Source organism: Phaeodactylibacter sp. (assembly GCF_040219495.1).
In the GTDB taxonomy this organism is placed as follows: Bacteria; Bacteroidota; Bacteroidia; order Chitinophagales; family Saprospiraceae; genus Phaeodactylibacter.
Map to the genome: position 1 here is coordinate 1 of NZ_JAVJSK010000049.1, position 23,603 is coordinate 23,603.

Annotated in this window: 23 protein-coding genes; 13 read left to right on the forward strand and 10 right to left on the reverse strand. The window is 50.4% G+C overall.

Features of this window, described 5'->3' with window-relative positions; all coding sequences use genetic code 11:
• The 5 genes from RIC19_RS06960 to arfB form a co-directional block, all read right to left on the reverse strand.
• A partial coding sequence (locus RIC19_RS06960; protein ID WP_350177578.1) for a choice-of-anchor L domain-containing protein occupies positions 1 to 4,089 on the reverse strand: 4,089 nt, incomplete at its 3' end.
• A 171-nt stretch (positions 4,090 to 4,260) separates the two neighbouring features.
• Positions 4,261 to 4,665 (reverse strand): c-type cytochrome, encoded by a 405-nt coding sequence (locus tag RIC19_RS06965; RefSeq protein ID WP_350177579.1) that lies wholly within the window; start codon positions 4,663 to 4,665, stop codon positions 4,261 to 4,263.
• Positions 4,634 to 5,182 (reverse strand): SCO family protein, encoded by a 549-nt coding sequence (locus RIC19_RS06970; protein ID WP_350177580.1) that lies wholly within the window; start codon positions 5,180 to 5,182, stop codon positions 4,634 to 4,636. Before RIC19_RS06970 ends, RIC19_RS06965 begins: the two co-directional genes overlap by 32 nt.
• 83 nt (positions 5,183 to 5,265) lie before the next feature.
• Positions 5,266 to 6,132, reverse strand: coding sequence for a ChaN family lipoprotein (locus RIC19_RS06975; RefSeq protein WP_350177581.1), 867 nt, complete (start codon positions 6,130 to 6,132; stop codon positions 5,266 to 5,268).
• 32 nt (positions 6,133 to 6,164) lie between these two features.
• Positions 6,165 to 6,566: an alternative ribosome rescue aminoacyl-tRNA hydrolase ArfB gene (arfB, locus tag RIC19_RS06980; protein WP_350177582.1), complete on the reverse strand. Its 402-nt coding sequence runs from the start codon at positions 6,564 to 6,566 to the stop codon at positions 6,165 to 6,167.
• Positions 6,567 to 6,724: 158 nt separating this feature from the next.
• On the opposite strand from arfB, the gene RIC19_RS06985 reads away from it, so the two are divergent.
• The 3 genes from RIC19_RS06985 (at position 6,725) to RIC19_RS06995 (ending at position 9,442) form a co-directional block, all read left to right on the forward strand.
• A complete protein-coding gene (locus RIC19_RS06985; RefSeq protein ID WP_350177583.1) occupies positions 6,725 to 8,167 on the forward strand; it encodes a DASH family cryptochrome in 1,443 nt (480 codons plus the stop codon).
• A gap of 90 nt (positions 8,168 to 8,257) precedes the next feature.
• Positions 8,258 to 8,872 (forward strand): uroporphyrinogen-III synthase, encoded by a 615-nt coding sequence (locus tag RIC19_RS06990; protein WP_350177584.1) that lies wholly within the window; start codon positions 8,258 to 8,260, stop codon positions 8,870 to 8,872.
• 126 nt (positions 8,873 to 8,998) lie between these two features.
• Complete coding sequence (locus RIC19_RS06995) at positions 8,999 to 9,442, forward strand: hypothetical protein (RefSeq protein ID WP_350177585.1); 444 nt, start codon at positions 8,999 to 9,001, stop codon at positions 9,440 to 9,442.
• Positions 9,443 to 9,491: 49 nt separating this feature from the next.
• Here the strand turns inward: RIC19_RS06995 and rfaD are convergent, their stop codons facing one another.
• Positions 9,492 to 10,457, reverse strand: coding sequence for an ADP-glyceromanno-heptose 6-epimerase (gene rfaD, locus RIC19_RS07000; protein ID WP_350177586.1), 966 nt, complete (start codon positions 10,455 to 10,457; stop codon positions 9,492 to 9,494).
• A gap of 126 nt (positions 10,458 to 10,583) precedes the next feature.
• On the opposite strand from rfaD, the gene RIC19_RS07005 reads away from it, so the two are divergent.
• Complete coding sequence (locus tag RIC19_RS07005; RefSeq protein ID WP_350177587.1) at positions 10,584 to 12,455, forward strand: T9SS type B sorting domain-containing protein; 1,872 nt, start codon at positions 10,584 to 10,586, stop codon at positions 12,453 to 12,455.
• Here the strand turns inward: RIC19_RS07005 and RIC19_RS07010 are convergent.
• The gene (locus RIC19_RS07010) at positions 12,444 to 13,289 is read right to left on the reverse strand and encodes an O-methyltransferase (RefSeq protein WP_350177588.1); all 846 of its coding nucleotides are present in this window, start codon (positions 13,287 to 13,289) and stop codon (positions 12,444 to 12,446) included. The two genes, RIC19_RS07005 and RIC19_RS07010, sit on opposite strands and share 12 nt — an antisense overlap.
• A gap of 243 nt (positions 13,290 to 13,532) precedes the next feature.
• On the opposite strand from RIC19_RS07010, the gene RIC19_RS07015 reads away from it, so the two are divergent.
• A complete protein-coding gene (locus tag RIC19_RS07015; RefSeq protein ID WP_350177589.1) occupies positions 13,533 to 15,221 on the forward strand; it encodes a S8 family serine peptidase in 1,689 nt (562 codons plus the stop codon).
• A 248-nt stretch (positions 15,222 to 15,469) separates the two neighbouring features.
• Here the strand turns inward: RIC19_RS07015 and RIC19_RS07020 are convergent, their stop codons facing one another.
• Genes RIC19_RS07020 through RIC19_RS07030 form a run of 3 tightly spaced genes read right to left on the reverse strand, consistent with a single transcriptional unit; the run spans position 15,470 to position 17,876 of the window.
• On the reverse strand, positions 15,470 to 15,766 hold the full coding sequence (locus RIC19_RS07020; RefSeq protein ID WP_350177590.1) for a DciA family protein: 297 nt from the start codon (positions 15,764 to 15,766) through the stop codon (positions 15,470 to 15,472).
• Positions 15,766 to 16,875: a DNA replication/repair protein RecF gene (recF, locus tag RIC19_RS07025; protein ID WP_350177591.1), complete on the reverse strand. Its 1,110-nt coding sequence runs from the start codon at positions 16,873 to 16,875 to the stop codon at positions 15,766 to 15,768. The genes RIC19_RS07020 and recF overlap by 1 nt, the downstream gene beginning before the upstream one ends.
• Before the next feature lie 26 nt (positions 16,876 to 16,901).
• Positions 16,902 to 17,876, reverse strand: coding sequence for a cation diffusion facilitator family transporter (locus RIC19_RS07030; protein WP_350177592.1), 975 nt, complete (start codon positions 17,874 to 17,876; stop codon positions 16,902 to 16,904).
• A 171-nt stretch (positions 17,877 to 18,047) separates the two neighbouring features.
• On the opposite strand from RIC19_RS07030, the gene RIC19_RS07035 reads away from it, so the two are divergent.
• From RIC19_RS07035 to RIC19_RS07070, 8 genes are all read left to right on the forward strand, one after another.
• Positions 18,048 to 19,358: a PKD domain-containing protein gene (locus RIC19_RS07035; RefSeq protein ID WP_350177593.1), complete on the forward strand. Its 1,311-nt coding sequence runs from the start codon at positions 18,048 to 18,050 to the stop codon at positions 19,356 to 19,358.
• A gap of 39 nt (positions 19,359 to 19,397) precedes the next feature.
• On the forward strand, positions 19,398 to 19,718 hold the full coding sequence (locus RIC19_RS07040; protein ID WP_350177594.1) for an efflux RND transporter periplasmic adaptor subunit: 321 nt from the start codon (positions 19,398 to 19,400) through the stop codon (positions 19,716 to 19,718).
• A 90-nt stretch (positions 19,719 to 19,808) separates the two neighbouring features.
• Positions 19,809 to 20,585 carry a c-type cytochrome domain-containing protein gene (locus RIC19_RS07045; RefSeq protein ID WP_350177595.1) on the forward strand — a complete coding sequence of 259 codons (777 nt, stop codon included), beginning with the start codon at positions 19,809 to 19,811 and terminating at the stop codon, positions 20,583 to 20,585.
• A gap of 6 nt (positions 20,586 to 20,591) precedes the next feature.
• Positions 20,592 to 20,963: a hypothetical protein gene (locus tag RIC19_RS07050; protein ID WP_350177596.1), complete on the forward strand. Its 372-nt coding sequence runs from the start codon at positions 20,592 to 20,594 to the stop codon at positions 20,961 to 20,963.
• Between the two features lie 13 nt (positions 20,964 to 20,976).
• Positions 20,977 to 21,387, forward strand: coding sequence for an OB-fold protein (locus RIC19_RS07055; protein WP_350177597.1), 411 nt, complete (start codon positions 20,977 to 20,979; stop codon positions 21,385 to 21,387).
• Positions 21,388 to 21,434: 47 nt separating this feature from the next.
• Positions 21,435 to 21,989, forward strand: a complete 555-nt coding sequence (locus RIC19_RS07060; protein ID WP_350177598.1) for a YceI family protein — start codon at positions 21,435 to 21,437, stop codon at positions 21,987 to 21,989.
• Between the two features lie 130 nt (positions 21,990 to 22,119).
• Positions 22,120 to 23,013, forward strand: a complete 894-nt coding sequence (locus RIC19_RS07065; RefSeq protein ID WP_350177599.1) for a DUF5777 family beta-barrel protein — start codon at positions 22,120 to 22,122, stop codon at positions 23,011 to 23,013.
• A gap of 37 nt (positions 23,014 to 23,050) precedes the next feature.
• Positions 23,051 to 23,602 (forward strand): YceI family protein, encoded by a 552-nt coding sequence (locus tag RIC19_RS07070; protein ID WP_350177600.1) that lies wholly within the window; start codon positions 23,051 to 23,053, stop codon positions 23,600 to 23,602.
• Position 23,603: the final 1 nt, after the last annotated feature.

The window sequence follows — 23,603 nt, forward strand, 5'->3', positions numbered from 1 at the left end:
CTCCGGGTTGTTGAAATCGCTGAACAGCGGGTCCGTGGACGTCCAGGTGTAGGTGGTATTCTCGTCGGTCGCAAAGTTGAGCTGCACGGATTGCCCGAGGCAAATCGTGGTGTCATTCGCCAGTTCAACGGCTGGGGCGGGTTCTACCGAAAGCTCGAACGTTTCAGTCAGGGTGCCACACTCGTTGGAATTGACGTAGGTGAGGGTATAGGTACCGCTTACCGTAGGGTTGAAGCCTCCGGAGGTACTTACCGTACTCAGCAGCTCAGCTCCATTTGGATCGTTCCACTCAAAAAGGTCGCCGTCTGTCAGGTTGATGGCCTCAATCGTGAAGTTTACCTCTTCATTCTGACAGAGATCAGTGGGGGAGAGGTCTACATTTACAATCTCAGCAAAATCGGAGACCGTGATCACCACTTCTTCCTCCAGCGCAGGGCATGCCCCATTCTCAGCTATTACGGAGTAAGTCGTGGTGACGTTTGGTGTGACGACCGGGTTCGGTTCGTTGCTACTGAAGTCCGGATCTGTTGAGGTCCAGGTGTACGTATCATTGGGGCCGAATGGACCACCGAGGTTGAGTTCCGCACTTTCGCCCGGACAGATGGTTTGACTATTTGGGACGAATGGAATTTCCACCGTTTGGACGTTTGCGCTGACACTGGCATCACAGCCACCTGCATCGATCTCTACCATATACTGACCAGTAGCAGGTGTCGCAGTAGGATTGAAGCAATCCGTGCAGCTCAGTCCGGTACCCATCCATTCGAAAGATTCATACTGGCCCGTAATTTCCAATTGGAACTCCACATTATCCCCTAAACAGATCACCGTATCAGAGGGGGTTATCGTGGCCAAAGGCACTGCCTGCACATTCAGGAGTAAGGAGGCAGTGTCCGCACAAGCCCGGTTTTGGGTGATCCGCTGGTACAGGAACGTATCCTGAAGAGTGAGCACCATATTCCAAAGCGTGTCCGGTGTTTCTGCACCGAGTGGGTCTATCCAGCTGAATTCAATGTCCGGGAAGAAGCTGGGCTCGTAAACCGGAGAAAATAGGGTGACAATCTCCCCTTCACAGTATTTCTCTTTTTCCGGGTCTGCCATAATCAGGGTAGCAGGCAGAGAATCCACCCGGATGTATACGGAATCAAAGACCGTACAGGATCCCAGGGTAAATTCAGCGAAGTACCAGTCGGTTACATCTGTCGTGACCTGAGTGGTCAGGCCCGTTGTATCAGTAATGGTGCCGTTGTCAGGTGACCAAACCAAGGTTTGCCCATCTCCGGTGCTGGTTTCTGCTTCCAGGTCCACGACGGTGCCCAGGCAAATCTCCAGAGAGTCCGGGCCCAGGATATCTACATTCGCAGGCAGTACGGTGACGGTGACCTCCGCCGTGTCTGCACAAGCGCCATTGCCGCTTTCTGCGATCAGCTGGTAAGTGGTGGTCTGCTCCGGGAAGGCGATAGGGTTGGAAATAGTGTCGTTGTTCAACCCTATATTTGGCGACCATTGGTAAGTCGTTGTCGTTTCATTCAGGTCGATAAAGCTGGCGAGTTGCACACTGAAGTTTTCACAAATGGTGGTATCCGCCTGTAGCTGCGGGAAGTCAAAAGGCGCTACATCAATGTGCACCGTATCCTGCACCACGCATCCGGCAATATTAACGGAAACAACGTAGTCGGTGGTGACCTGTGGCTGGGCTACCGGGTTGATAATAGTGGAATCACTCAGTCCTACCGCTGGTGTCCAGGCCAGGTTGCTGTTGTTGGCATTATTGGTGGAGTTGAGCTGAACAAGGTCGCCCTGGCAGATTGAGAGCGAATCTTCGGGGAAGGCTGCAATTTCAGGGTCAATGAGCTGCAGGTAAACGGAGTCCACATCAACACAAGGGCCAACAATACCTTCCACTGTCACCCATTGGCTCATGGTAGGGGATGCGGTAGGATTGGCCGAAGTAGGCTCATCAAACACACTTACCGGGGTCCAGAAATAGGTAGCGGCACCTGTTGCATTCAGTACGATTGAGCTGTCTGCACAAACCAGAACAGTATCTTGGCCGGCTTGAATATCTACATTGATCTGATCGCGCAGTTCTACAACCAGTTCGGTGTAAATGACCTCTCCGCAACCAAAGTCATTACTCAGCGTGAGTATGATGGTTTCGGTACCTTCGGTAAGTAAATCGGAAAGGGTCGTCAGCGGGAACGACAGTTCGTTTTGCCCGGGGAGGAATAGAACGGAATCCGGGATTTCCAGGAGATAGTCTAGCCCATTTTCAGCCGTACCACCTATGGTGACTAAAAAAGAAGTGGTATCCTCCACGGGATCAGTCAGGGAAATAATCACCTCGTCATCCTGATTCACACAATCCTCGACCAGGTAATCAATACCTGAGTTAAATTGTACCGATAGGCTTGGAGTGCCCCCTTTTAACTCCGAAACAAAAACACCGGAATCAAAAGAGGAATCGCCCCGGTCGGCAATGGCCAGTTTAAGGCTGTAAGTATTACAGGGCTCTACACCAATACTGGCAGTGAGGCTCTTTTTGATGCCCAGGAAGTCGGAGGTCATACCATCGTACTGAATACTACTGCCCCCGAGGTTGTTGCGGTAAAACTCCCAGTTGATAAGGTTGTTTACGCTGTTGATCTGCACCGGCGTGCCATCGGGGAGTGTGGCTATGTTAACAGCGTTATTGGTCAGGTTGGGGTCGCCAATAATGCCAGGGCCCGAGACGAGGAAGGCAAAAATGTCATTAAAGGTCGTATTGACAAATTCAGGGTATTCTTCAGAGGCAAAGACATATTCGAAGGACAGCTCGTCAGTTGCGACGAACACATCGAGCTCTACCACACAGGCATTCTGCGAAGTTGTACCTTCCCCAAAAACGGTGGATAAGTAGTCCAAATCTGCATCACCGGGCGCACCGTTGTTGGTGCCGGGGCTACCGCCACCGCCACCGGTGTTAGGGCCCACCGCATAATCGCGGCTACCGGAAGTCAGCAACAGGCCACGTTCGAGCCCCAAGTCTGTCAGGTCACCGCCCTCAAAAGTACCATAAGACTCCTCCGGGCAGTTGATATTAGTGACCTCCGCCGTAACATCGGGTGTAGAAACAAAATTGACGATATCGGCTTCCGTTACATTGCCATTGACCACAATCGACTGCAGGGGCTCACAGTTCTGCTGGCATTCCCATTGCCCTTCGAAGCCCTCGAAGGTGTTTTCTCCATCAGAAACAAACTCTACGGTCAGACAGCCGCTTGTCGCTTGCACCTGAAAGCAGACACCGCCACCGCCTTCATCATTATTATTGAAATCGCCATCCCCGAGCTGGGTAATAGGCGGGCTGTCTGTACCATCTCCATCGTAAAAGGAGATGACGTCAGTCAGGATGAACCCACCCGGCTCCAGGTTGTAGTAGTTCATCGTGAAAAGAATACAATCATGGGGTTGATCCGGGCAAATGGTGAAGACATTATTTTCGTTATTGCCATAGTCTCCATCTGGCCCACCGGTGTCATAAAGGATACCACTACAGGAGTTGGAGCCTCCTTCGTCGATGGTAGAGGCAGGTTCCTGTTGCTCCACGCAGAGCTGGAAACTTCCCCAGTTAGGCGTTCCCGTAGCGCTGTAGTCTGTAATCCGTATAAAGTAGGTGACGCCAGGCGTCAGGCCTTGCACATCCAACTCGACGACAGAAGCACCTAATTCTGAGGAAGAACAGGCAATTTCTGCCAGGTTGTCAAATTCGCAAATACCGCGGTAGAGTGCCACCTGTGGACTGCTAAGCGGTGCCGCACCGTCCGGGTCTGCGATGCCTGTAACCGTAATGGTATAGTCTAAAATGGTATCGCTGGTTGTGAAAGCGAACCAGACATCATTACCTACGGTGCCACCATTGAAACAATCCGGGATATTGCCGGAGCCAATATCGCTGGGAGTCGCATCAACGTTGGAAAAATAGACGGTATCCGGGCAGGCAGGCGCCACACCCAGGTCAATCAAACCGGCACAATCATCGTTCTCGGGTTGAGCAAAAACCAAAATCGGCAGGAAGACTAAAAAAAGCAGGGTAATTTTCTTCATCATATCGCGCAAGGAAGTGCTAGATGGTTAAAAACACACCGGTGAAAATATTCAAATGATTGATTATCAACGGAGTGTAATTCGTTCGTTTAGGAATTTATTTTTATAAACCCTAAAGTAGCAATTCCCGCGAAAATAAAAGAGTGCGCGGCTGGCAAAAACGGATTTAGTGACTCAGGGCTTGCACGCTTCCAAAGCAGCTTTAACATCGGCATATTGCATGTAGCCGTAGTCATTGCCCCAGGAATGATTGATGTAATTGATGATATTGGTGACTTCAAAATCGGTCAGCTGAGGGATACCCATCATCTGTTGATTGTAGGTGGTGTCGTTAACCTGTACCGGGCCTTCCATGCCGTACCTGATGATACAAGCGAGCTTATCCTGGTTCTCGGCCACGTAATCTGCCCGGGCAAGAGGCGGCATCACCCCCTGCAGTCCGCTGCCGTCATCCATATGACAGCTGGCGCAGAAATTTTGGTATAATATCCGGCCCTGTTTGTAGGGGTCGTCCCGGCAGCTAACCCAAAAGAACAAACAACACAGGCTAGTGAGTAGAATTGGCGTTTTCCATTTCATGGAGTAAGGTTTCGATATCTTTTTTGAAAGCTGCTACTGCGGTTGGGTCGGTGCCATTGCAGAAAGAGCGGATGTAGCCCTGCTCATCGACCAATACAAACCGGCCGCTGTGGTCAAAGCCGTCGGGCAGGGTAGGGTCTTCAACCACCACATTGAAGTAGTCATCGGCAATAGCGTACAGGCTATCCTTGTTTCCGGTTACGAATTGCCACCGCTGATCGGTCACTCCAAGGTTAGTGGCGTAGTGTTTCAACTGACCTACCGTATCGCGCGCCGGATCGATGGTGTGGGAAAGAAAAGCCAGCCGCTCTTCTCCCTCAAAGTCGTTATACAGGCTCAGCATGTTTTGAGCCATGATGGGGCAGATGGTCGGGCAGGAAGTGAAGAAAAAATCAGCAACGTAGGCTTTGTCTGAAAAGGTTGCCGGGGTGACCACCTGACTGTCCTGATTGATGAACCTGAAATCAGGGATAGACTTATAAACGGTTGCGCCTTCCGGGGTCTCTTCCTGGCTCAAAACCGGCAGTTTGGCAGGTTTTGAGCAGCTTAATATCAGCAGAAAGACCAAGATGGGAAGAACATACCTTGCAACCATAATAATTAGTAAGTTTTGGTCATCGTATCAATGATAACAATTGTATAGTCGGCTACGCCGGTGTTTTCGGCTTCAAGGGCAGACAAGCCGCTTTGTTCGACCGTCGTGATGGTCGTAATTTTTGCTTTTGGGGCATAGTCGTTTTTGAGGTACCAGAAGATGCCTTCGTAATGGTCAGAATGGTAGGAACCATTATAATGGAGGAACACGCCTTTCTCCGGTAAGTTTTGACTGATGAAGTATGCCATTGTGGCATCTTTAATAGCTTGTGCTTTGGGGAAATTTTCAGAGCCTCCCCCGTGGCCGCCCATCATTTCAACCATCTTTTGATAACCCGGCAGACTGGCATCGTACTTAACGGGCAGGGGCGCGATGTAACTTCTCGCGATTTCCTGCAAATCTTCCAGGCTTTCAAACCCGCCCTTGAAAACCAGGCTGGCATAACGCCTTGGGATGTTGGTCGCTGTAAAAGACAGGTTATTGGTTTTGGCAAATTCAACCAGTGGCTTGTAGTCCGTCGCATAGTTGTTCCAAATCCGGGCTTCTTCCTCAAAGGTCTTGTCCTTGATGGTGCCGCTGAGGTATTCGTCCATTAACAGTTGGTTGTCGGATTCAAACATTTCTGCACCGAGTGCCAGCTCGCCTTTGATGCTTTCGTGGAGGGCTGCGGTTAGTTCGTACTGAAGCCAGTGCGCGATAGGGTTGTTGTGCAGCTCTCCAAAAAAGACGATATCCGACTTACGGCTGTCTTTCAGGAGATCTTCGAAAGTCGCAGGATTCCCTTTTTTGTCGAAAATCCGGTAGGCCGGCTTATCCTGAGCGGTCAGGGATGCAACAATCAGAAAGAGGAAGAATAGTAAGCTATAGCGCATGGATTATAGATTTGATTTGCCGCAAAAGTAGCTTAAATTTTAATTTTTCCGCGCAAGGCTTTTTTTTCCGAGTGCCGGCGTTTGCGCTCTAAACGCTTCTTTGGGTTGGCTTTCAACTGTGGCGGACCCTTCCGGCGCTTACGGACCCGTAGTGCTTTTTTGATCAGCCGCAGCAGCTTTTTGACCGCGGCGCCCCGGTTGAGCACCTGAGAACGCCGGGCGTCTGAGGTTACAGACAGAATGCCTTCCTTGCTGATCCGGTTGGCTAAAGCCTCATGAACTTTACGCTTTTCAGCAGGCGTCAGGGCACCGGAAGCGTCTACCTCAAACCGGGCTTCTACTTTAGTCTCGGTTTTATTGACGTGCTGCCCACCGCTTCCCGAACTTCGGGAGGTTAAAAAATTTAGTTCCTTTTCTATTTGTTGCTGATCCATGACAATATTCTGTTCTGTCTTTCACAGGCTTGCAACGAATGTATCAGTAGATAAGTTCATCTTTCCCGCTGTTGGCAAAATGACGGAAATCTAACAACCATTATCTTCAGTTGATGTTCGGTTTCAAATATTGTTGAAACTATTAACCGCACTAGCCTATGTATACTAAAAGAGGGATCGTCTGGTTCAGGCAAGACCTTAGGCTCCACGATAACGAAGCGCTTCATGATGCCATCAGCTCTCTGGATGAGGTTATCCCTGTATATGTTTTTGACGAGCGTACTTTCCTGGGCAAAACGGACCACTTTGGGTTCCCTAAAACGGGTAAATACCGTGCCAGGTTTATTATCGAAAGTGTAGCAGACCTTCGCGCTTCCCTGCAAGCTATTGGTAGCAATCTGATCGTTCGGGTGGGCAAACCGGAAGAAGTACTCTTCGAAATTGCCCAAAAAGCAAAAACCAATTGGGTGTTTTGCAATCGGGAGCGTACGCCTGATGAAGTTTACGTACAAGATACCCTGGAGCAAAAACTCTGGACCATCGGTCAGGAAATCCGCTATTCCAGAGGAAAAATGCTGTACTACACTGCAGATCTGCCCTTTCCTATTACCCATACGCCTGACAGCTTTGCGCAGTTCCGAAAGGAAGTGGAACGTTATGTGCCTGTCCGTGAGCCTCTCCCGGGCCCTGAGGAGATGGCACCAATCATGGTGAAAATGGAGGAAGGTGAAATTCCGGGTTTAGAAGATCTTGGGCACACGCCCTTTGAACCGGATAACAGGGCTAACTTCGTTTACAAGGGCGGAGAAAGGGCTGGATTAGAGCACCTCCACCGTTACATTTGGGAGGAGGAGACGGTCCAACAGTATACGCATAGGCACTGCGGAGTTAGCAGCGCAGGGTATTCTTCCCATTTTTCTGCCTGGCTGTCCCAAGGCTGCCTGTCGCCCAAAATGATTTACCACCATCTCAAAGCCTACGAGCAACAGCGCGGGGCTTCTGATTCTGCTCAGGACTTGTTCCATGCATTGCTCATGCGCGACTTCCTCAGGCTAATGGTTAAAAAGCATGGCTGCAAGGTATTCGATAAGGGCGGATTGATTGCCAACGTTGATACTCGTTGGCGGGATGACGACCGTCTACTGCAGCGCTGGGTTAGCGGTGCTACAGGTGTGCCTTTCATTGATGCGAACATGAACGAAATTGCCGCTACAGGCTACATGTCAAATAGGGGCCGGCAGAATGTAGCCAGCTTTTTGGCCAAAGACCTGATGGTCAACTGGCAGATGGGCGCTGAATATTTTGAGTCTGTTCTTATTGACTATGATGTGACCAGTAACTGGATGAACTGGAACTACGCGGCAGGCATTAGTGCGGATCCTAGAGAAGACAAGCATTTCAATATTATTTCCCAGGCCATGAAGTACGATCCGAAAGGGGAATACGTGAAAACCTGGCTGCCTCAACTGGCTGGCGTGCCCTCAGAGATGGTGCATCAGCCGGATTTGCTGTCTTCTGATGAGCAGGACCGGTTGCACCTGCATATCGGGGCTGATTATCCGGAGGCGGTAATTTCCACGGAACGTTGGCGGGTGCGGTAGGCAATTGGTACCTTTGCGGGTATGGAATTGAAAAGGAAATCAGCTTTTATAACCCGGCGCCTCAAACCGGAAAGTACCTTCCGGCAAATTTTGGAACGCAAAGGAATCCGGGTTTCCGGTCAGTCTCTGATTCGGTTCGAAGCGGTTCCCTTTCAAAGTATGCCTGATGTGGACTGGGTTTTCTTTTACAGCCCCCGGGCCGTCCATTTTTTCTTTCAACAACTACCGGAAAACCCTGTAAAGAGTCTGCGTTTCGGTGCGGTAGGTCGGGCCACAGCCCGGGCGCTAGAGACCGTCGGATGCACCACTACTAATTTTGTGGGGACAGGAGAGCCGCAATCCACCGCATCCGCCTTTCTAAAAGTGGCTGCAGGGCAACGGGTACTGTTTCCACAGGCCCGGCATTCCAGACAGTCCGTGCAGCAATTACTCGCCGGAGCCATTCAAGGGTATTCACTGGTGGTGTATGACAACATACCCGTCAAAACGGTTGCCCCCAGCCCAGCCGAGGTGCTGGTCTTCACGAGCCCCCTGAATGCCCGCACCTACCTGAAAGCTTGTGATGTATTGCCAGGTCAGCGGGTCATCGCCATCGGGCAGCCTACCGCCGAAGCTTGCCGGTCTGCGGGTGCATCACCTTACGCTGCGGCAGCACCGGATGAAGCGGCATTGGCGGAAGCAGTCCTCCGTTGTATTGAAAAGTGAATAGATTTGGGCACCGCTATGAAAGGAGAAATAGCTACCTTCGTTTTTCCCAGAGTTTGTTGGGGATTTGGCAAGAGCAGCCCAAAGTGTAAAATCCCAATAAACGCTTAAAAACAGGTCTGATTCATGAAGCATTACCTTATTATCGCGGCGCTGTCCATTCTGGTGGCAGCCTGTGGCAGCGACCCAAAGCCCGGCAATTCTGCTGATGCCGAAGGTAAAGACGCCGCATTCCAGGAGTTCGCTACTTTTTACGACCGTTTCCACCAGGATTCTGCCTTTCAAATGGAGCGTATCCTGTTCCCGCTTCCCGGTTTGCCCAGGGAAGCAGACAGTGCGCTCATTACTTCCGGCCGTTACCGCTGGACGCCTGAAACCTGGACCCTTCAGCGGCCTCTTAACTTACAGTCCTCCAACTTCAAACGAGAACTGATTCCCGTCAGCAAAGACCTGATTATTGAGAAGCTGGTCCAGTCGGAGTATAACCTGCAGATAGAGCGCCGGTTCTCCCGTCTTGAGGACGGCTGGCACCTTATATATTATGCAGGGCTCAACAATATCCCCAAGTAGGGTTCTAACTGGATTCTTGGAGAGGGTTGCAACAAGCTCTAAGTCAATTCTAATAGATGGTCTCCTCAGCCAGGTAGTTTTTTACATAGTCTGCGATGCCCTCCTCCAGACTGTAGAAGTCTTCCCGGTAGCCCGCTTCCCGCAGTTTATTCATATTAGCCTCGGTAAAGTACTGGTACGTATCTCTGATATCTTCGGGCGTATCAATGAAGCTGATATCTGGCGTTTTGCCCAGTGCATTGAAGGTATTCGTAGCCAAGTCCCAAAACGACCGGGCATGACCGGTGCCCAGATTGTACAGCCCGCTTTCCGGCTTACTCTGGTAGAGCCAGTACATAACCTTTAGCACATCTTTGACATAGATAAAATCGCGCTGCTGCTGCCCGTCTTTGTAATCCTCCCGGTGGGAACGGAACAGCTTCATTTTACCGGTGGCCTTAATTTGCCGGCTGGTATGGAAAATGACAGAAGCCATACGCCCTTTGTGGTACTCATTCGGGCCATAAACGTTGAAAAACTTCAGCCCGTACCAGTGCGGTGGCTGCTCATTTTGCTGCAATGCCCACTTGTCAAACTCATTCTTAGAGTCGCCGTAGGGGTTCAGTGGCCGGAGGCTCTCCACAACATCGTGGCGGTCATCGTAGCCCTTTTCGCCCAGCCCATAGGTGGCTGCACTTGAGGCATAAATGAAAGGAATGCCGTGCTCCGCGCAGAGCTGCCACAACGTTTTGGTATAGTCGAGGTTCAGTTCCTGGAAAATCTCCCAGTCCTGCTCCGTAGTATCTGTACGGGCACCGATATGAAAAACAGCCTCTACGAAATAGTGCTTTTCCCACAGCCAGCCCGGGAAGTCATTCCGGTGGATTTGCTGGGCAAAAGCCTTGGATTCCAGATTCCTGTTTTTATCCGCCCGGCTAAAATCATCAACCAGGATCAAATCCTGATTGCCCAAGTCGTTGAAATAGCGTATCAGGCAACTCCCGATAAAACCCGCCGCACCGGTGATTACGATCATATCTTAACGTTTTGGGCGAATATAATCAGATTTTTCGGTCGTACGGTTGCTGTTCTGCAATCAGGGATAGCTAAGTATATATCAAATGCGTTATATTCAGCGATTGAAATCTAAAATCCTTTATGCATGAACCTCCGTGCCTTTTTCCTCTTACTTTTTCCGGTTATTTTGAGTCCTCATCTGCATGCGCAGGATACCTGCGAAGGTAACCTAGGAGAGAATATCTTCGAAGCTGGTGATTTTGGTAGTGGCGTTGCTAATTTCTTGGTTTCCGATCCTGGAATAGCTCCGGGCTATTTGTATTCAACTTCTCCTCCGCCCGGTGATGGCCTTTATACCATCACCAATAACACCGCACTCTGGAACCTGTACCCGAGTTGGCTGGGCATTCAGGACAATAGCCCTGACCTCAACGGCTATATGATGGTGGTCAATGCCAGCTTTGACGAGGGGGCTTTTTACGAACAACAAGTGGAGGGACTGTGCGAAAATACCCTCTACGAATTTTCCGCGGATATGATCAACCTGATCAGCCAAAACGTCCCGGACCACATCAAACCGGATGTCTCTTTTCTCATTGACGGGGAGGTTCGCTATACCACCGGAGAAGTACCTCAAAATGAGATTTGGAATACTTACGGGTTTACTTTTACAACAGAGCCCGGGCAAACAGAAGTGACACTGACGCTCCGTAATAATGCTCCCGGGGGTATTGGCAATGACTTGGCGCTGGATAATATCTCCTTTCGCGCCTGCGGCCCGGAAGTTTCTATACTTCCCGAAGAGATTGAGAATATCTGTGAAGATGGCAGCCCCATAGCACTCAATGCGACTATCACGGGCGATCAGTATGACAATCCCGCTGTGAAATGGCAAATTAGTTACGACGAGGGCGCGACCTGGCAGGATGTCCCGGCTGGTAATACAGAGACCATCCTGCATACGGAGCTTACAGGCGGGTTTTATTACTATCGTTTTTTCGTGGCCAACTCTCCAGCTAATCTCGAGAATTCCAAGTGCCGGATCGTATCCAATAATAAGATCGTGTACGTTCAGCCCAAGTCTTTTGCTATAACCGATACAATTTGTGAGGGCAGTACTTACGGCTTTGGTCAGGATGTACTGGACCAAACCGGTACTTACGTGGATTCTCTTCAGTCCTCCATTGGTTGTGACAGTATTGTTACCCTCAACCTTGCAGTGGTGCCGGACCCTATGATCACGGCGCAGCTGACTGGCGACACGACTGCTTGTGCTGATACAGATGACGGGGTCGTCACGGTGGCTGGAATCGAAAATGCCTACTCACCGGTTTTCATTTCCCTATCAGGGGCGGAAACTACCCTGGGCCCAACGGCCACTTTTGACGGGCTGTCTCCCGGCCAGTATGCGGTGCAGGTCACCGACCGCCTGGGATGCACTCTTGAAGATACAGTTACCGTAGAAAGCCCAATTCCGCTCCTAGTTACGCTGAGCGGGCCGGCGCAGGTAGCGCTGGGCGATGAGGCGGTCATCAACGCCGAGGTCAACCAGTCTGTGGATATGGCAGTATGGAGCCTTCCGTTTGATTTTGAATGTCTGGACCCCAATTGCGAGTCGATCATGGTGTTTCCGCTGAGTGCAGCAACAGTGAGTTATGAGGTTACCCAGCTCGGCGGGTGTACGGGCAAAGATTCCATCCGTATTGGTTTCGAAGATGTACGAAGAGTGTACATCCCCACAGCCTTCTCTCCCAACGATGACGGCCGCAACGACACGTTCAGGCCCTTTGTTGGTGTGCCCAACGTGCAATCGGTCACCAGCCTTCAGGTTTTTGACCGCTGGGGCGGAATGGTTTATGAGCGTACAGATTATCTGCCGGAGTCTTCACGTGATGGGTGGGACGGGACCAAGCGGGGAAAGCCTTTACCGTCAGGACAGTATACTTATGTAGCCCAAGTCCTCTTTATAGACGGGCTGGTCAGGTCGTATTCGGGCAGTGTGCGTTTAATCCGATGAGGAGAAAAAGCCCATTTGCCAGGGCTTGTACTTCGCCTGAATGAGCGTGAGCTGGGTTTTTACTTTTTGTTCCGGCCGGAAAAAGAGCAACCCGAAGTGGAACAAGTCTACCGTCAGGCGGACACGGTCATACTGCTGTAAGGTGCGCCAGGCGGATTCCATCTCATTCGACCAATAGATATCGGCCACCACAACCACCGAGCGTTCGTGCAGATAGGGGAGGCAAGCCTCGAAATAAGCAAGGCTGGCGCCCTTCCTGTGGTCGCCGTCGAGGTAGAGGTAGTCGAGTTGCCCAAGTTGTTGTAAAGCCAGAGGGAGCTGTGACTGGAAAGTGCCCTGAAAAACTTCCACATTGTGAAGATTCAGCTTATGGAAGTTTTGCCGGGCCAGCGCCGCAGTTTGCGGGCAGCCCTCAATACTAATCAGCTTTGCGCTCTGCGCACCAGAAGCCTGATAGGCACCAGAAATGCCAAGCGAGGTGCCAAGTTCGAGCATACGCTGAGGTTTGCTAAAGTCAACGAGCCGGAAAAGCAATTGGCCGGACTCGGGACTGATGGCGCTGTAGCGGGCGATGCTCCGCACGGTACGCTGCGCAGCGGTACTCACCAAAGAGCCTGCACCATGGTCTTGTATACGGATGTGATTCTGGTTTTTCAGTAGCCCGCGGCGCAGCAGTTCAATATCACGGAATGCATAAAACTGCCGGTCGTCTTCCAAGATAGCTTCCGCCAGCTGGAAGGCAAAGGGCGCATGCAGGGTGTAACGCGTGCGGGCCCTGAGAAAATATTGAAGATAACGCAGCAATAGCCGCAAGTAAAGCTTTATCCACTTCATACAGCGGTGAAAATTACTGCTTTTTGGTTAAAGCTGGGTTAAAACTCAAAAAATCTCGGGCAGTCATTCAGCCAATTGCTGGATTAGACCGTTGTTGGAAGGAGAATTTCATCAGAAATTCTACCTTTGCAAAATGGTCAGCAAACCTTAAAATGGCAATTTTTCACCCTGTTGATCAGGCAAGCTGTTTTAAATTTGTCTGATGGTTCAAAACGCTACAAAATCATAAAAACAACCAAATTGATGTTGAACAAAAAATGGATCGGGCTTTACCTGTTTTTTCTAGGTGCTGTAGCCCTTACTGCACAAGACAGTGCGCCGGCAAACTGGTTTAACCTGGACCCCTCAGAGGGCGTTCCGGGGGTCAGCACTGAAAAAGCTTATCAGGAAATGCTCAAAGGCAAAAAGGGGAAAGAAGTCGTGGTGGCTGTTATTGACTCCGGTGTTGACTATGAGCATGAAGACCTCGATGATGTCATGTGGGTCAATGTAGATGAAATTCCGGACAACGGAAAAGACGATGACAACAACGGCTATGTGGATGATGTCTACGGCTGGAATTTCCTCGGCAATAAAGATGGGGAAAACATTGAGCACGATAATTTGGAAGTAACCCGCTTGTACAAAAAGTACAAGGAGATGTTTGAGGGCAAAGACCCTGAAAAGCTTTCTAAAAAAGATAAGGCGCTCTTCGCCAAGTATGAAGAGTACAAAGAGGTCGTAGAGGACAAGCAAAAAAGCCTTGAGGAAAATGCAGGGACCTATGCTGCCATCGCCGCTGCACTGGGTGAACTCAAAAAATCAATCGGTAAAAAAGAAATCACAGCCGGAGACCTGGATGATGTGGAAACAGAAGACCCAATGGTGGGGTACGCTGTTCAGATTTCCAAGTCACTAATGGCTGAAGGCCAGTCCTTTGAGGAGATCGAAGAAGGTGTTAATGAATACGCTGATTACCTGAAGGGGCAGTACGAGTACCACTACAATCCGGACTTCAACCCCCGCCCGGTTATTGCCGACAACTATGAAGACCCTTATGACCGGGATTACGGCAACAACGATGTACGTGGGCCGGATGCCCTGCACGGTACGCACGTGGCGGGCATTATCGCTGCCGAGCGCGACAACGACCTGGGTATGAAAGGCGTAGCCAACAACGTCAAGATCATGTCTATCCGCACCGTGCCGGATGGTGATGAGCGGGACAAAGATGTGGCGGCTGCTATTGTTTATGCGGTAGACAACGGTGCCTCAGTGATCAATATGAGCTTTGGCAAAGGGGCTTCCCCGCGCAAAGAACTCGTGGATGAAGCGGTGCGCTATGCATTAAAGAATGACGTGCTGATTGTACATGCGGCGGGCAACGATGGCAAGGAGGTGACCAATGAAAACAACTTCCCTACTGACCGCTTTGTGAAGCGTGGATTCCTGAACCTTTTCGGTTCCAAGTATGCCGACAACTGGGTTGAGGTAGGGGCGCTCAACTGGAAAACCGGAGAAACGCTTGCTGCGCCTTTCTCCAACTACAGCCCGGAATATGTCGACTTGTTCGCGCCGGGCATGAAAATCTACTCTACCACTCCGTTCAATGAGTACAAAGACCTGCAGGGGACGAGTATGGCTGCTCCGGTTGTGGCGGGTGTGGCCGCATTACTCCGCTCTTACTATCCGGATCTGACCGCAGAGCAGGTAAAGAGCATTCTCATGCAGTCTGCGATAAAGGACCGGACTAAGGTGAAAAAGCCAGGTACCAAAGAAGATATGGTGTCTTTCTCTACCCTTAGTGTGACCGGCGGCATCGTCAACGCTTACGAAGCGGTGAAACTGGCCGAACAGACCAAAGGCAAAAAGAAAGGGGTAAGCCGGGATAACAACGGCGGCGCATCTGATAGCAAGAAAGAAAAGGGCAGTGACAATTCAGTTCGCCCTTAAGATTTAGAGCCTGTTGGGATTTTGGTCTTCCAGACGAAGCACGAAAACCGGAGTTTAGCCTGAGTTTAATTGCCCGTCCCGCAGTTTGCGGGGAGGATTTTCGGAACGAAGTATAAGCAAGCCTGATTACTAAAGCCCCAACAGGCTCTTAAAAACCTACTAAAAAACCGCCTGTCGAAACTAAGTCGACAGGCGGTTTTTTAATTCAGGTAAGACGAGCTTTTGTCTGTGGTAACTCCGGCACCCTCTTACCGGATGACCACCTCCTGAATCGCTTCTTCCCCGAGTTGCTCATTGAGCAGCCGCTTGATCTTCTCCTTACCATACGATAATTCATGGCGCAGTGGTGCCGAATCGATAATGATAAAGAGTTTACCGTTGTAGAGCTTGATGTCTTTGGTGTAATTGGCGATGGAAGGGCCCATCATTTCTTCCCACTGATGCCGGATACGGCTCTGATTGAGTTTTCCCTTGAGCTTGTAATGGTCAAGCATGGCCTTCAGGGCATCCTTCAAGGTGGTTTGGTTGTTGCCACGGTCTTCCATCAGGGATAGGTTTGGGAGGCAGCGCCTTCCTGTATTTCATACACGAGGAAGTTCTGCCCGGTTTGTTGTATAATGCCCGCCAGGCGGTCTTGCTCCGTATCGGTTATAAAAACCTGCCCGAAGGTTTGTTCCTGCAGCAGACGGATCAAATGTTGTACCCGCTGCCGGTCCAATTTATCGAAAATATCATCCAGTAGCAGAATTGGAGAGGTCTTTTTTTCCAGTCCAAGCATTTGGTACTGCCCTAATTTGACGGCCAGCACAAAGGATTTCAGTTGCCCCTGCGAGGCAAAACGCTTGAGTGGATAGCCCTCAATAGTGAAAATCAGGTCGTCGCGGTGCGGGCCGGCAGTGGTCCGTTGCAGCAGGCGGTCTTTTTCAGCGGAGGCTTCAAACAAAGCCTCCAGTGGGGTCTCGCTCATTTTTGACCGGTAGGTGCAGTCCACCGATTCTGCTCCACCGGATATTTGCGTGTAGGCTTGCTGCAGAATAGGCTGGAACTGCTTCATAAAGTTGGCTCTGGATTCATGAAGCAGCCTAGCCGGCGCAAGCATTTGCTGGTTATAGACTTCGACTATGGCCGCATTATAGGTGCGGCTTTCGCCAAACTTTTTAAGCAGGGCATTGCGCTGTTGCAACAGCTTGTTGTAGAGAATGAGCTGGCTCAGATAGTCCGGGTTGATTTGCGAAAGCGTATTGTCCAGGAAGCTGCGACGGGCTTCGCTGCCTTCACTGACCAGGTAAGTGTCATCAGGGGCGATCATGACGACTGGCAGCAGACCGACATGTTCAGACAAGCGGGGGTAGGGGATGCGGTTGCGTTCCAGTTCTTTTTTCTTCCTGGGTATGACTTTTGCCACGATGTGCTCAGGCGCTCCGTAAGCCATAAACTGTCCTTCCAGCCGGAAGAAATCACTATCGTGGTTGGCAATCAGGCTGTCTGGTGCATTGAAATAGCTCTTGCCCATGCACAAATAATAAATGGCATCCAGCAAATTGGTTTTGCCCATGCCATTGGCTCCGATAAAACACACGAGGGGCGCATCGCAGGCGATGGATTGAAATGCGTAGTTCTTAAATTGCGTCAGCTTGAAGGAGGTCAGTCGCAAGGGCTGGTTTTTGCTGCAAAGATAATTTAAATTCGATGCTTTTGGTTCTCCCTGATGTTATCCAGCGTCCACTCGAGCCGTTCTTCCTGAGGAGCCTGCCGTTCCGGGCAGTCTCTGACGGGGCATAGCCTGCAATTCTCTGGCGGGTCGCAGGGGTCAATGTGGACGAAGAGCTCCACCGGGCGCTCCGTATGAGCCATCATTAGTTGTTCAAAAGCTTTGACTTCCTGAAAATTCTGCTGCGTGGTAAAGTACCAGGGTAGGGTCATGTGGCAATCAATATGTAGAGTGGCCCCGTACTTGATCACCCTAAGGTTGTGAATATCAATCCATTGCCGGCGCCGTTCATTTTGGAGGGTTTGGACCATTTCCCGGATGAGCTGATCGTCGGCTTCGTCCATAATACCTGCAATAGAAGTGCGGACCAGCTTCAGGCCGGTATACAGGATTACGCCACCAAAAAAGATAGCTATGATATTATCGAGTAGCGGCAGGTCAGTTAAAATAACCAGCCCCAGGCCCACGACCAGCCCTACCGAAGAGTAGGCGTCTGACTTCAGGTGCGCCCCACTGGCGGCAAGGACCAGGGAGTGTTGCTTTCGGCCAAGTTTCTGTAGATAATAGCCCATGCCATAGTTGACGGCACCTGCAATAGCGGTCAGCAGTAACCCCAAATCTAACTGTCCGATGGGCTGTGGGTAGAGTAGATTGTACCACGCCTTCCCAATGATGCTCAGGCCTGCCAGTAGAATAAGCGCCCCTTCAAACCCTGCTGAAATAAATTCAATTTTCCCATGCCCGTAAGGGTGGTTGTGGTCTCTTGGAATTGCAGAAAGCCAGATGCTGTAAAGCCCGAACGCAGCGGCTACTACATTAATGATGCTCTCCAATGCATCGGTTAAAATGGCATTGGAGTTGGTTATCCACCAGGCCAGGAACTTGACCGCCATCAGGATTATCCCAACGAAAAGCGCAATGCGCTGAGCTTTATGATTTTGCATGGTTAAGTATGTTTACAGCCTTTTGCACCGCGTATGCTACAAGGGAACAACCACGGATATCTTCCCGTTCAGTGGGCAATTTTCCCCGTTCAGGGTAGATCGAAGCGCAAATGTACCTGATTTCAATTAGGTTAGAGCCTAAATCCGAACTGTAACCCAGATACATTAAACATGAATGCCCAGATCAACCTACTGCTGTTCGTACTTACTACCTCGGTCGGCTTTACGCAAAATTGCATGGCTGACTTCACTTTCGGCCCAACAGATCTAACGATTGACTTCTCTGATCAGTCTGCTTCTGCAGCTGACGATCCCATTGTGTCCTGGAATTGGTATTTTGGTGATGGCTCAGGCTCCACCCAGCAAAACCCTACTCACTCTTTCCCGGACCCTGATAATTACGATGTTTGCCTGGCGATACAGACGGCCAACGGCTGTACCGATCAGTTGTGTATTGAAATTGAAACCTGTGTACTCCAGCTATCCGTAAGCGTAGGTGATTGCAATGCAAATAATGAAATACCGCTTACCATCAACGTATCTGATCCCTATGATGCAGCAAGGGATATCAATATTTCTGTCGATGCCGCCGGTTTTCTGATCGCATGGAGCATTGGGTATTATTTGGGGCAGGGGAATACGCCAGTCGCTGCCCCTCATCCTATGCAGTCTTTCGTGAATTGTACGGCAGAAACCACCGATCATTACACCTGTAGCATGCACTTTTCTTTGGAACAGCCCGAACCGGGTCAGTGCCCGGCTTGTGGCATGAAGCTAATTAAGAAAAGACTGCTGCCGCAGTTCAATCCCGATTTAGTCGCCTTGTCGGATGCAGAACTGCTGCTATCTGGTGTGGAAACTCAGATTGTAGGCGATCCGAAGTCTTCCCGTGGCGGCATCCCGGTATCCGGCCGCCTGAAAATACCTCCAGGCCAAATCCGCAGGCAGGTCGCAGGGCTACCGGGCCGGATAGAGGCCTTATACATTACTGCTGAAGGGGATTATGTGAAGAAGGGGGCACCTATTGCTTCCATTTATTCCAAAGATCTGATTGCAGTGGTAGAGGCCTTCGTGCACAATACCAACTCAGAATCCATTCTGCGGGCGGCGAAAAATAACCTTAAAAGCTGGAATCTGGACCTGGAAGTCCTGCAACAGTTTGATGTAGCTTCCGGGCAGTACCGTCATCCGGTGACGATCAGTGCGGACTATGAAGGATATGTCCTGGAGCATTTCACCCATACCGGAGATTACACCGCTAATGCCCACATGGGAGCACCTGCTACCTTGTACACTATTGCCAGTTTGGATAAGCTGTGGGCTGTCCTCGAAATGTACGAAACTCAATTGTCATCGATAAGGCTGGGCAGACAGGTTCACCTAACTACAGAGGCTTTTCCCGGCGAACGCTTTGGGGGCACCATTTCTTTTATAAGCCCGGTCGTAGATCCGGATACCCGCACCGTAGAGGTGCGCGTGTAATTACCCAACCCCGGCCACCGCCTGAAGCCGGAAATGCTGATGGAAGGTACTGTTGCATTAGGTGCCGGCCCAGGGCATTCTCCGGTTTTGCTGCCGCGATCGGCAATCCTGTGGACCGGAAAGCGGTCCGTAGTCTATGTTAGAGATTCGGCATTTAATCAACCGGTATTCCGGCCACGAACGGTCGTTTTAGGGCCTTCCCATGGAGATGTCTACACTATTGAAGAAGGGCTTGCCCCCGGAGAGGAGATCGCTGTGAACGGTGTATTTGCTATAGATGCTGCTGCACAGCTCAGAGGCGGAAGGAGTATGATGAGCCCCGGCAGGGTAGCGGAGGAGCCCGTTGCCGCACAACATTGACCGGGTTCAGTACTGGTTTTTTCCGGTTCAGCAGGAAATAATTGCCTGTCCCCACATAACAGGCTTACCTTTAGACCAGAAATTTAATCGATGATACGGAAGCACAACAGTTGGATATTCATTATTGCAGGCGCGGTATTCTATGCGCTCAGTCTCAATAGCTGTAAGCATGACCCGGTATTGGGCGATGATCCGATTACGCCGGTAGATACCACTGATATCTCCAACCCGATCGACTCTACGGACAACCCGGTAGATACTTCGGGGACGCCTTGCGATCCGGAAGTGGTATACTTTGAATTGGATGTATTGCCCATCCTGCGTTCAAATTGTGCCTTCGGTGGTTGTCATGATGATAACAGTGCACAGGATGGTGTAATCCTGACCTCCTATACATCAGTAATCAATACAGCTGATGTCGAGGCCTTTGATTTGGATGGCAGCGATTTGTACGAAGTGATTACTGATGATGACCCTGATAAACGCATGCCGCCTCCACCCAATAATCCGCTGACGAGCCAGCAGATCAACCTGATCAGTAAATGGATTTTACAGGGCGCAAAGAACGAAACCTGCAATCCCGGAGCCGGTGGTTGCGATACGACTGCGGTCAGCTTTGCCGCACAGGTTTTACCGGTGATCAACACCAACTGCTTCGGCTGCCACAATGATGATGTGCCAAACGCTGGTATTTCCCTGAGTAGCTACGAAAAAATCAAAGCTGTCGCGGAACAAGGCTTGCTGGTTGGGGTCATGAGCTGGGCTCCCGGTTACGATCCAATGCCGCTGGGCGCACAGTCGCCGTTGCCACAGTGTACGATTGATCAAATTGAATCCTGGGTAGCAGCCGGTGCACCTAACAATTAATGTACGATGAAAAACTGTCTGATCGCCCTTGCCGTAATAATGTCTCTGCTTACGGTTTTGCCGGGCTGCTATTATGATGTTGAGGAGGAGTTGTACCCGAATACCGGTTGTGATACGCTGGATGTTGGTTATGCCACGACTATCGCCCCGATTATTGAGGATAACTGCATGAACTGCCATAACGCAGCCGCAAATTTCGGGAATGTCACACTGGAAGGGCACAACAACCTTAAAACTTACGCAGACAACGGGCAACTACTGGGCGTTATCCGCCATGAAAGTGGCTTTCCGGCTATGCCGCAGGGCGCTCCTCAGCTTGTTGATTGTACCATCGAAAAAATTGAAAAGTGGGTGAACGATGGCGCCCCGGATAACTAAAAACTCAATTGCCATGAAATATTTGAAATACCTACTACTGCTGGCGGTCATTGGTGCTGCCGTTGGATTTTATCAATACAATAAGCCTCACCAAAATATGGAAAAAGCCGATGCGGACGTTACCATGACCGCAACAGAGCTTTTCCAGGCTTTTGAAAAGGACGAGCTGTCTGCCAATGAAACCTATCTGGACAAGGTAGTGGAAGTCAAAGGAGAAGTGCAGCAGGTCTCTACGAATGAAGAAGGCGGCATTAGCCTGACCCTGAATAGCGGCAACGATATGTTTGGGGTCATTTGCCAGCTCGATGAACTGACGGACCACCAAAGAACAGCCTTTGAAACTGGTGAAGAAGTCACCATAAAGGGCATCTGCACCGGAATGCTAATGGACGTAGTGCTAGTACGCTGCGTTGTAAAAGGCTAAGCCCCTTTGTCCCTATTATTTTTTGAACAACCATAAACCATACTACCATGAAAAAGATCACAATCGCTGTAGCTTGCCTTTTGATGGCAGGCACGGCACTGCAGGCTCAGAAATACTTTACCCGCGATGGCAACGTTGCTTTCTTTTCCAGCACACCTATCGAGAATATTGAGGCGCACAACAGTAAAGCCACAAGCGTACTCGACGCCGAAAGCGGGCGCATGGAATTTGCCATTCTTATCAAAGCCTTTCAGTTTGAAAAAGCCCTGATGCAGGAGCACTTCAATGAAAATTACATGGAAAGCAGTACTTATCCCAAGGCGACCTTTAAGGGTGCTGTGAAAGACTGGTCGAAGATCAATCTGTCTAAAGACGGGGAGTACCCGGTCACCGTAGCGGGAGATATGACGATCCACGGTGTTACTCAAACGGTGGAAGCCCCCGGCGTAATAACGGTTAAAGGCGATGCGATCTCCGCTGCTTCCGAGTTCCCGATCGCTGTAGCCGATTACGACATTGAAATTCCGGCGGTGGTCAGAGACAATATAGCTAAGGAGGTAAAGGTAACGGTCGCTATTGATTTTCAGCCGCTGTCCCGCTAAGCAGCGCATTTTGGGGACTGGATTCATCACATGCATCTGCCTCAAGGCTATGAGAACTAATATTTAATCTCTTCGTAGAAGCCGGGCTGCTTCCCCCCGGATTGCCCGGCTTCCTTTATCTTGCCGGATTATGTCTAAACTTTCACTGTTTTTATTGTTGTTCACGCTTGGCTCAGGGTCAGTGCTCTATGCTCAGGAAGACGACCTGCTCGCCTTACTGGGGGAAGAAGAAGAAACCATAGAATATGCTAATGCCAGTTTCAAAACCAACCGGGTGATCAATTTGCATTCCCTGGAAAGTACTTCTGCTGGTGTACTGGACATCAAGATCAGCCACCGCTTTGGCACCCTTAACCGGGGCGCGTATGAGCTTTTTGGGCTGGACAACGCCTCTATCCGTATCGGGGGAGATTACGGCATAACCGACCAACTGACCGTAGGCCTGGGACGGAGCAGCTATCAGAAGACCTTTGATGGTTTTGTGAAGTACAAGTTTCTCCGGCAAAGCAAGGGAAAGAAAGTGATGCCCGTTACGGCGGCCTTCCTGGCTACCACCGCCATTCAGTCCATGAAATGGCAGAACCCCGACCGGGAGAATTACTTCAGCTCCAGGATGTACTACACCTTTCAGTTGATTTTAGGGCGTAAATTCAGTGAGAATTTTTCCCTACAGGTTTCGCCAACCGTGGTGCACCGGAATCTGGTCAAAACATCGGCAGAGGCGCATGATGTATACGCTGTTGCTGCTGCCGGCCGAATTAAACTTACAAAACGGGTCGCCCTGAATGCAGAATACACCTACGTACTGCCTGATCAATTGCTTCCGGGCTTCCGGAATGCACTTTCTGTAGGGTTTGATATTGAAACCGGCGGGCATGTTTTCCAGCTTCACTTTACCAATTCCACCTCCATGATTGAGCCTGGCCTGGTGACCCAAACCGTTGAAACCTGGGGTAATGGCGGTATTCACTTTGGCTTTAATGTTTCCCGGGTCTTTACGGTTGTCCGCCCGAAAATTCAATAAATTTGGAGCTATTCGTCTTTTACTGAAATGAAAGCACATGAACTTTACCTGCATAATAGCATTGATTGTCCTCACCTTCGGGCAGCTTCCTGATGCAAAGCTATACGAAGTGGATAAAGGCTCGGTGTACTTCCGGTCTGACGCTCCCCTGGAGCTTATCGAAGCATCTTCCACGGAATTAAAGGGGCTGATCAACGCGGAGGAGCGCACCTTTGCCTTTTCAGTGCCTATGTCTTCCTTCGAGGGATTTAACAGCCCGCTGCAGCGGGTGCACTTCAATGAAAATTACATGGAAAGCAAGCAGTACCCCAATGCCACGTTCTCCGGTAAGATTATTGAAAATATTGACTTCACAAAAGATGGGCTTTATACGGTAAGAGCCAAAGGACGGCTCAATGTGCATGGCGTAAAGCGGGAACGGATCATCCGCAGTGAGCTGCAGGTGGAAGAGGGTCAAATCGAAGTCCGCGCCGACTTTACAGTCCTGCTGGCAGAGCATGACATTAGTATCCCAAAGATCGTTCATCAGAAAATTGCCGAAGAGATTGCAGTGGAAATCAGGGCGGTCTTCCTTCCCAAGATGCCTTGAT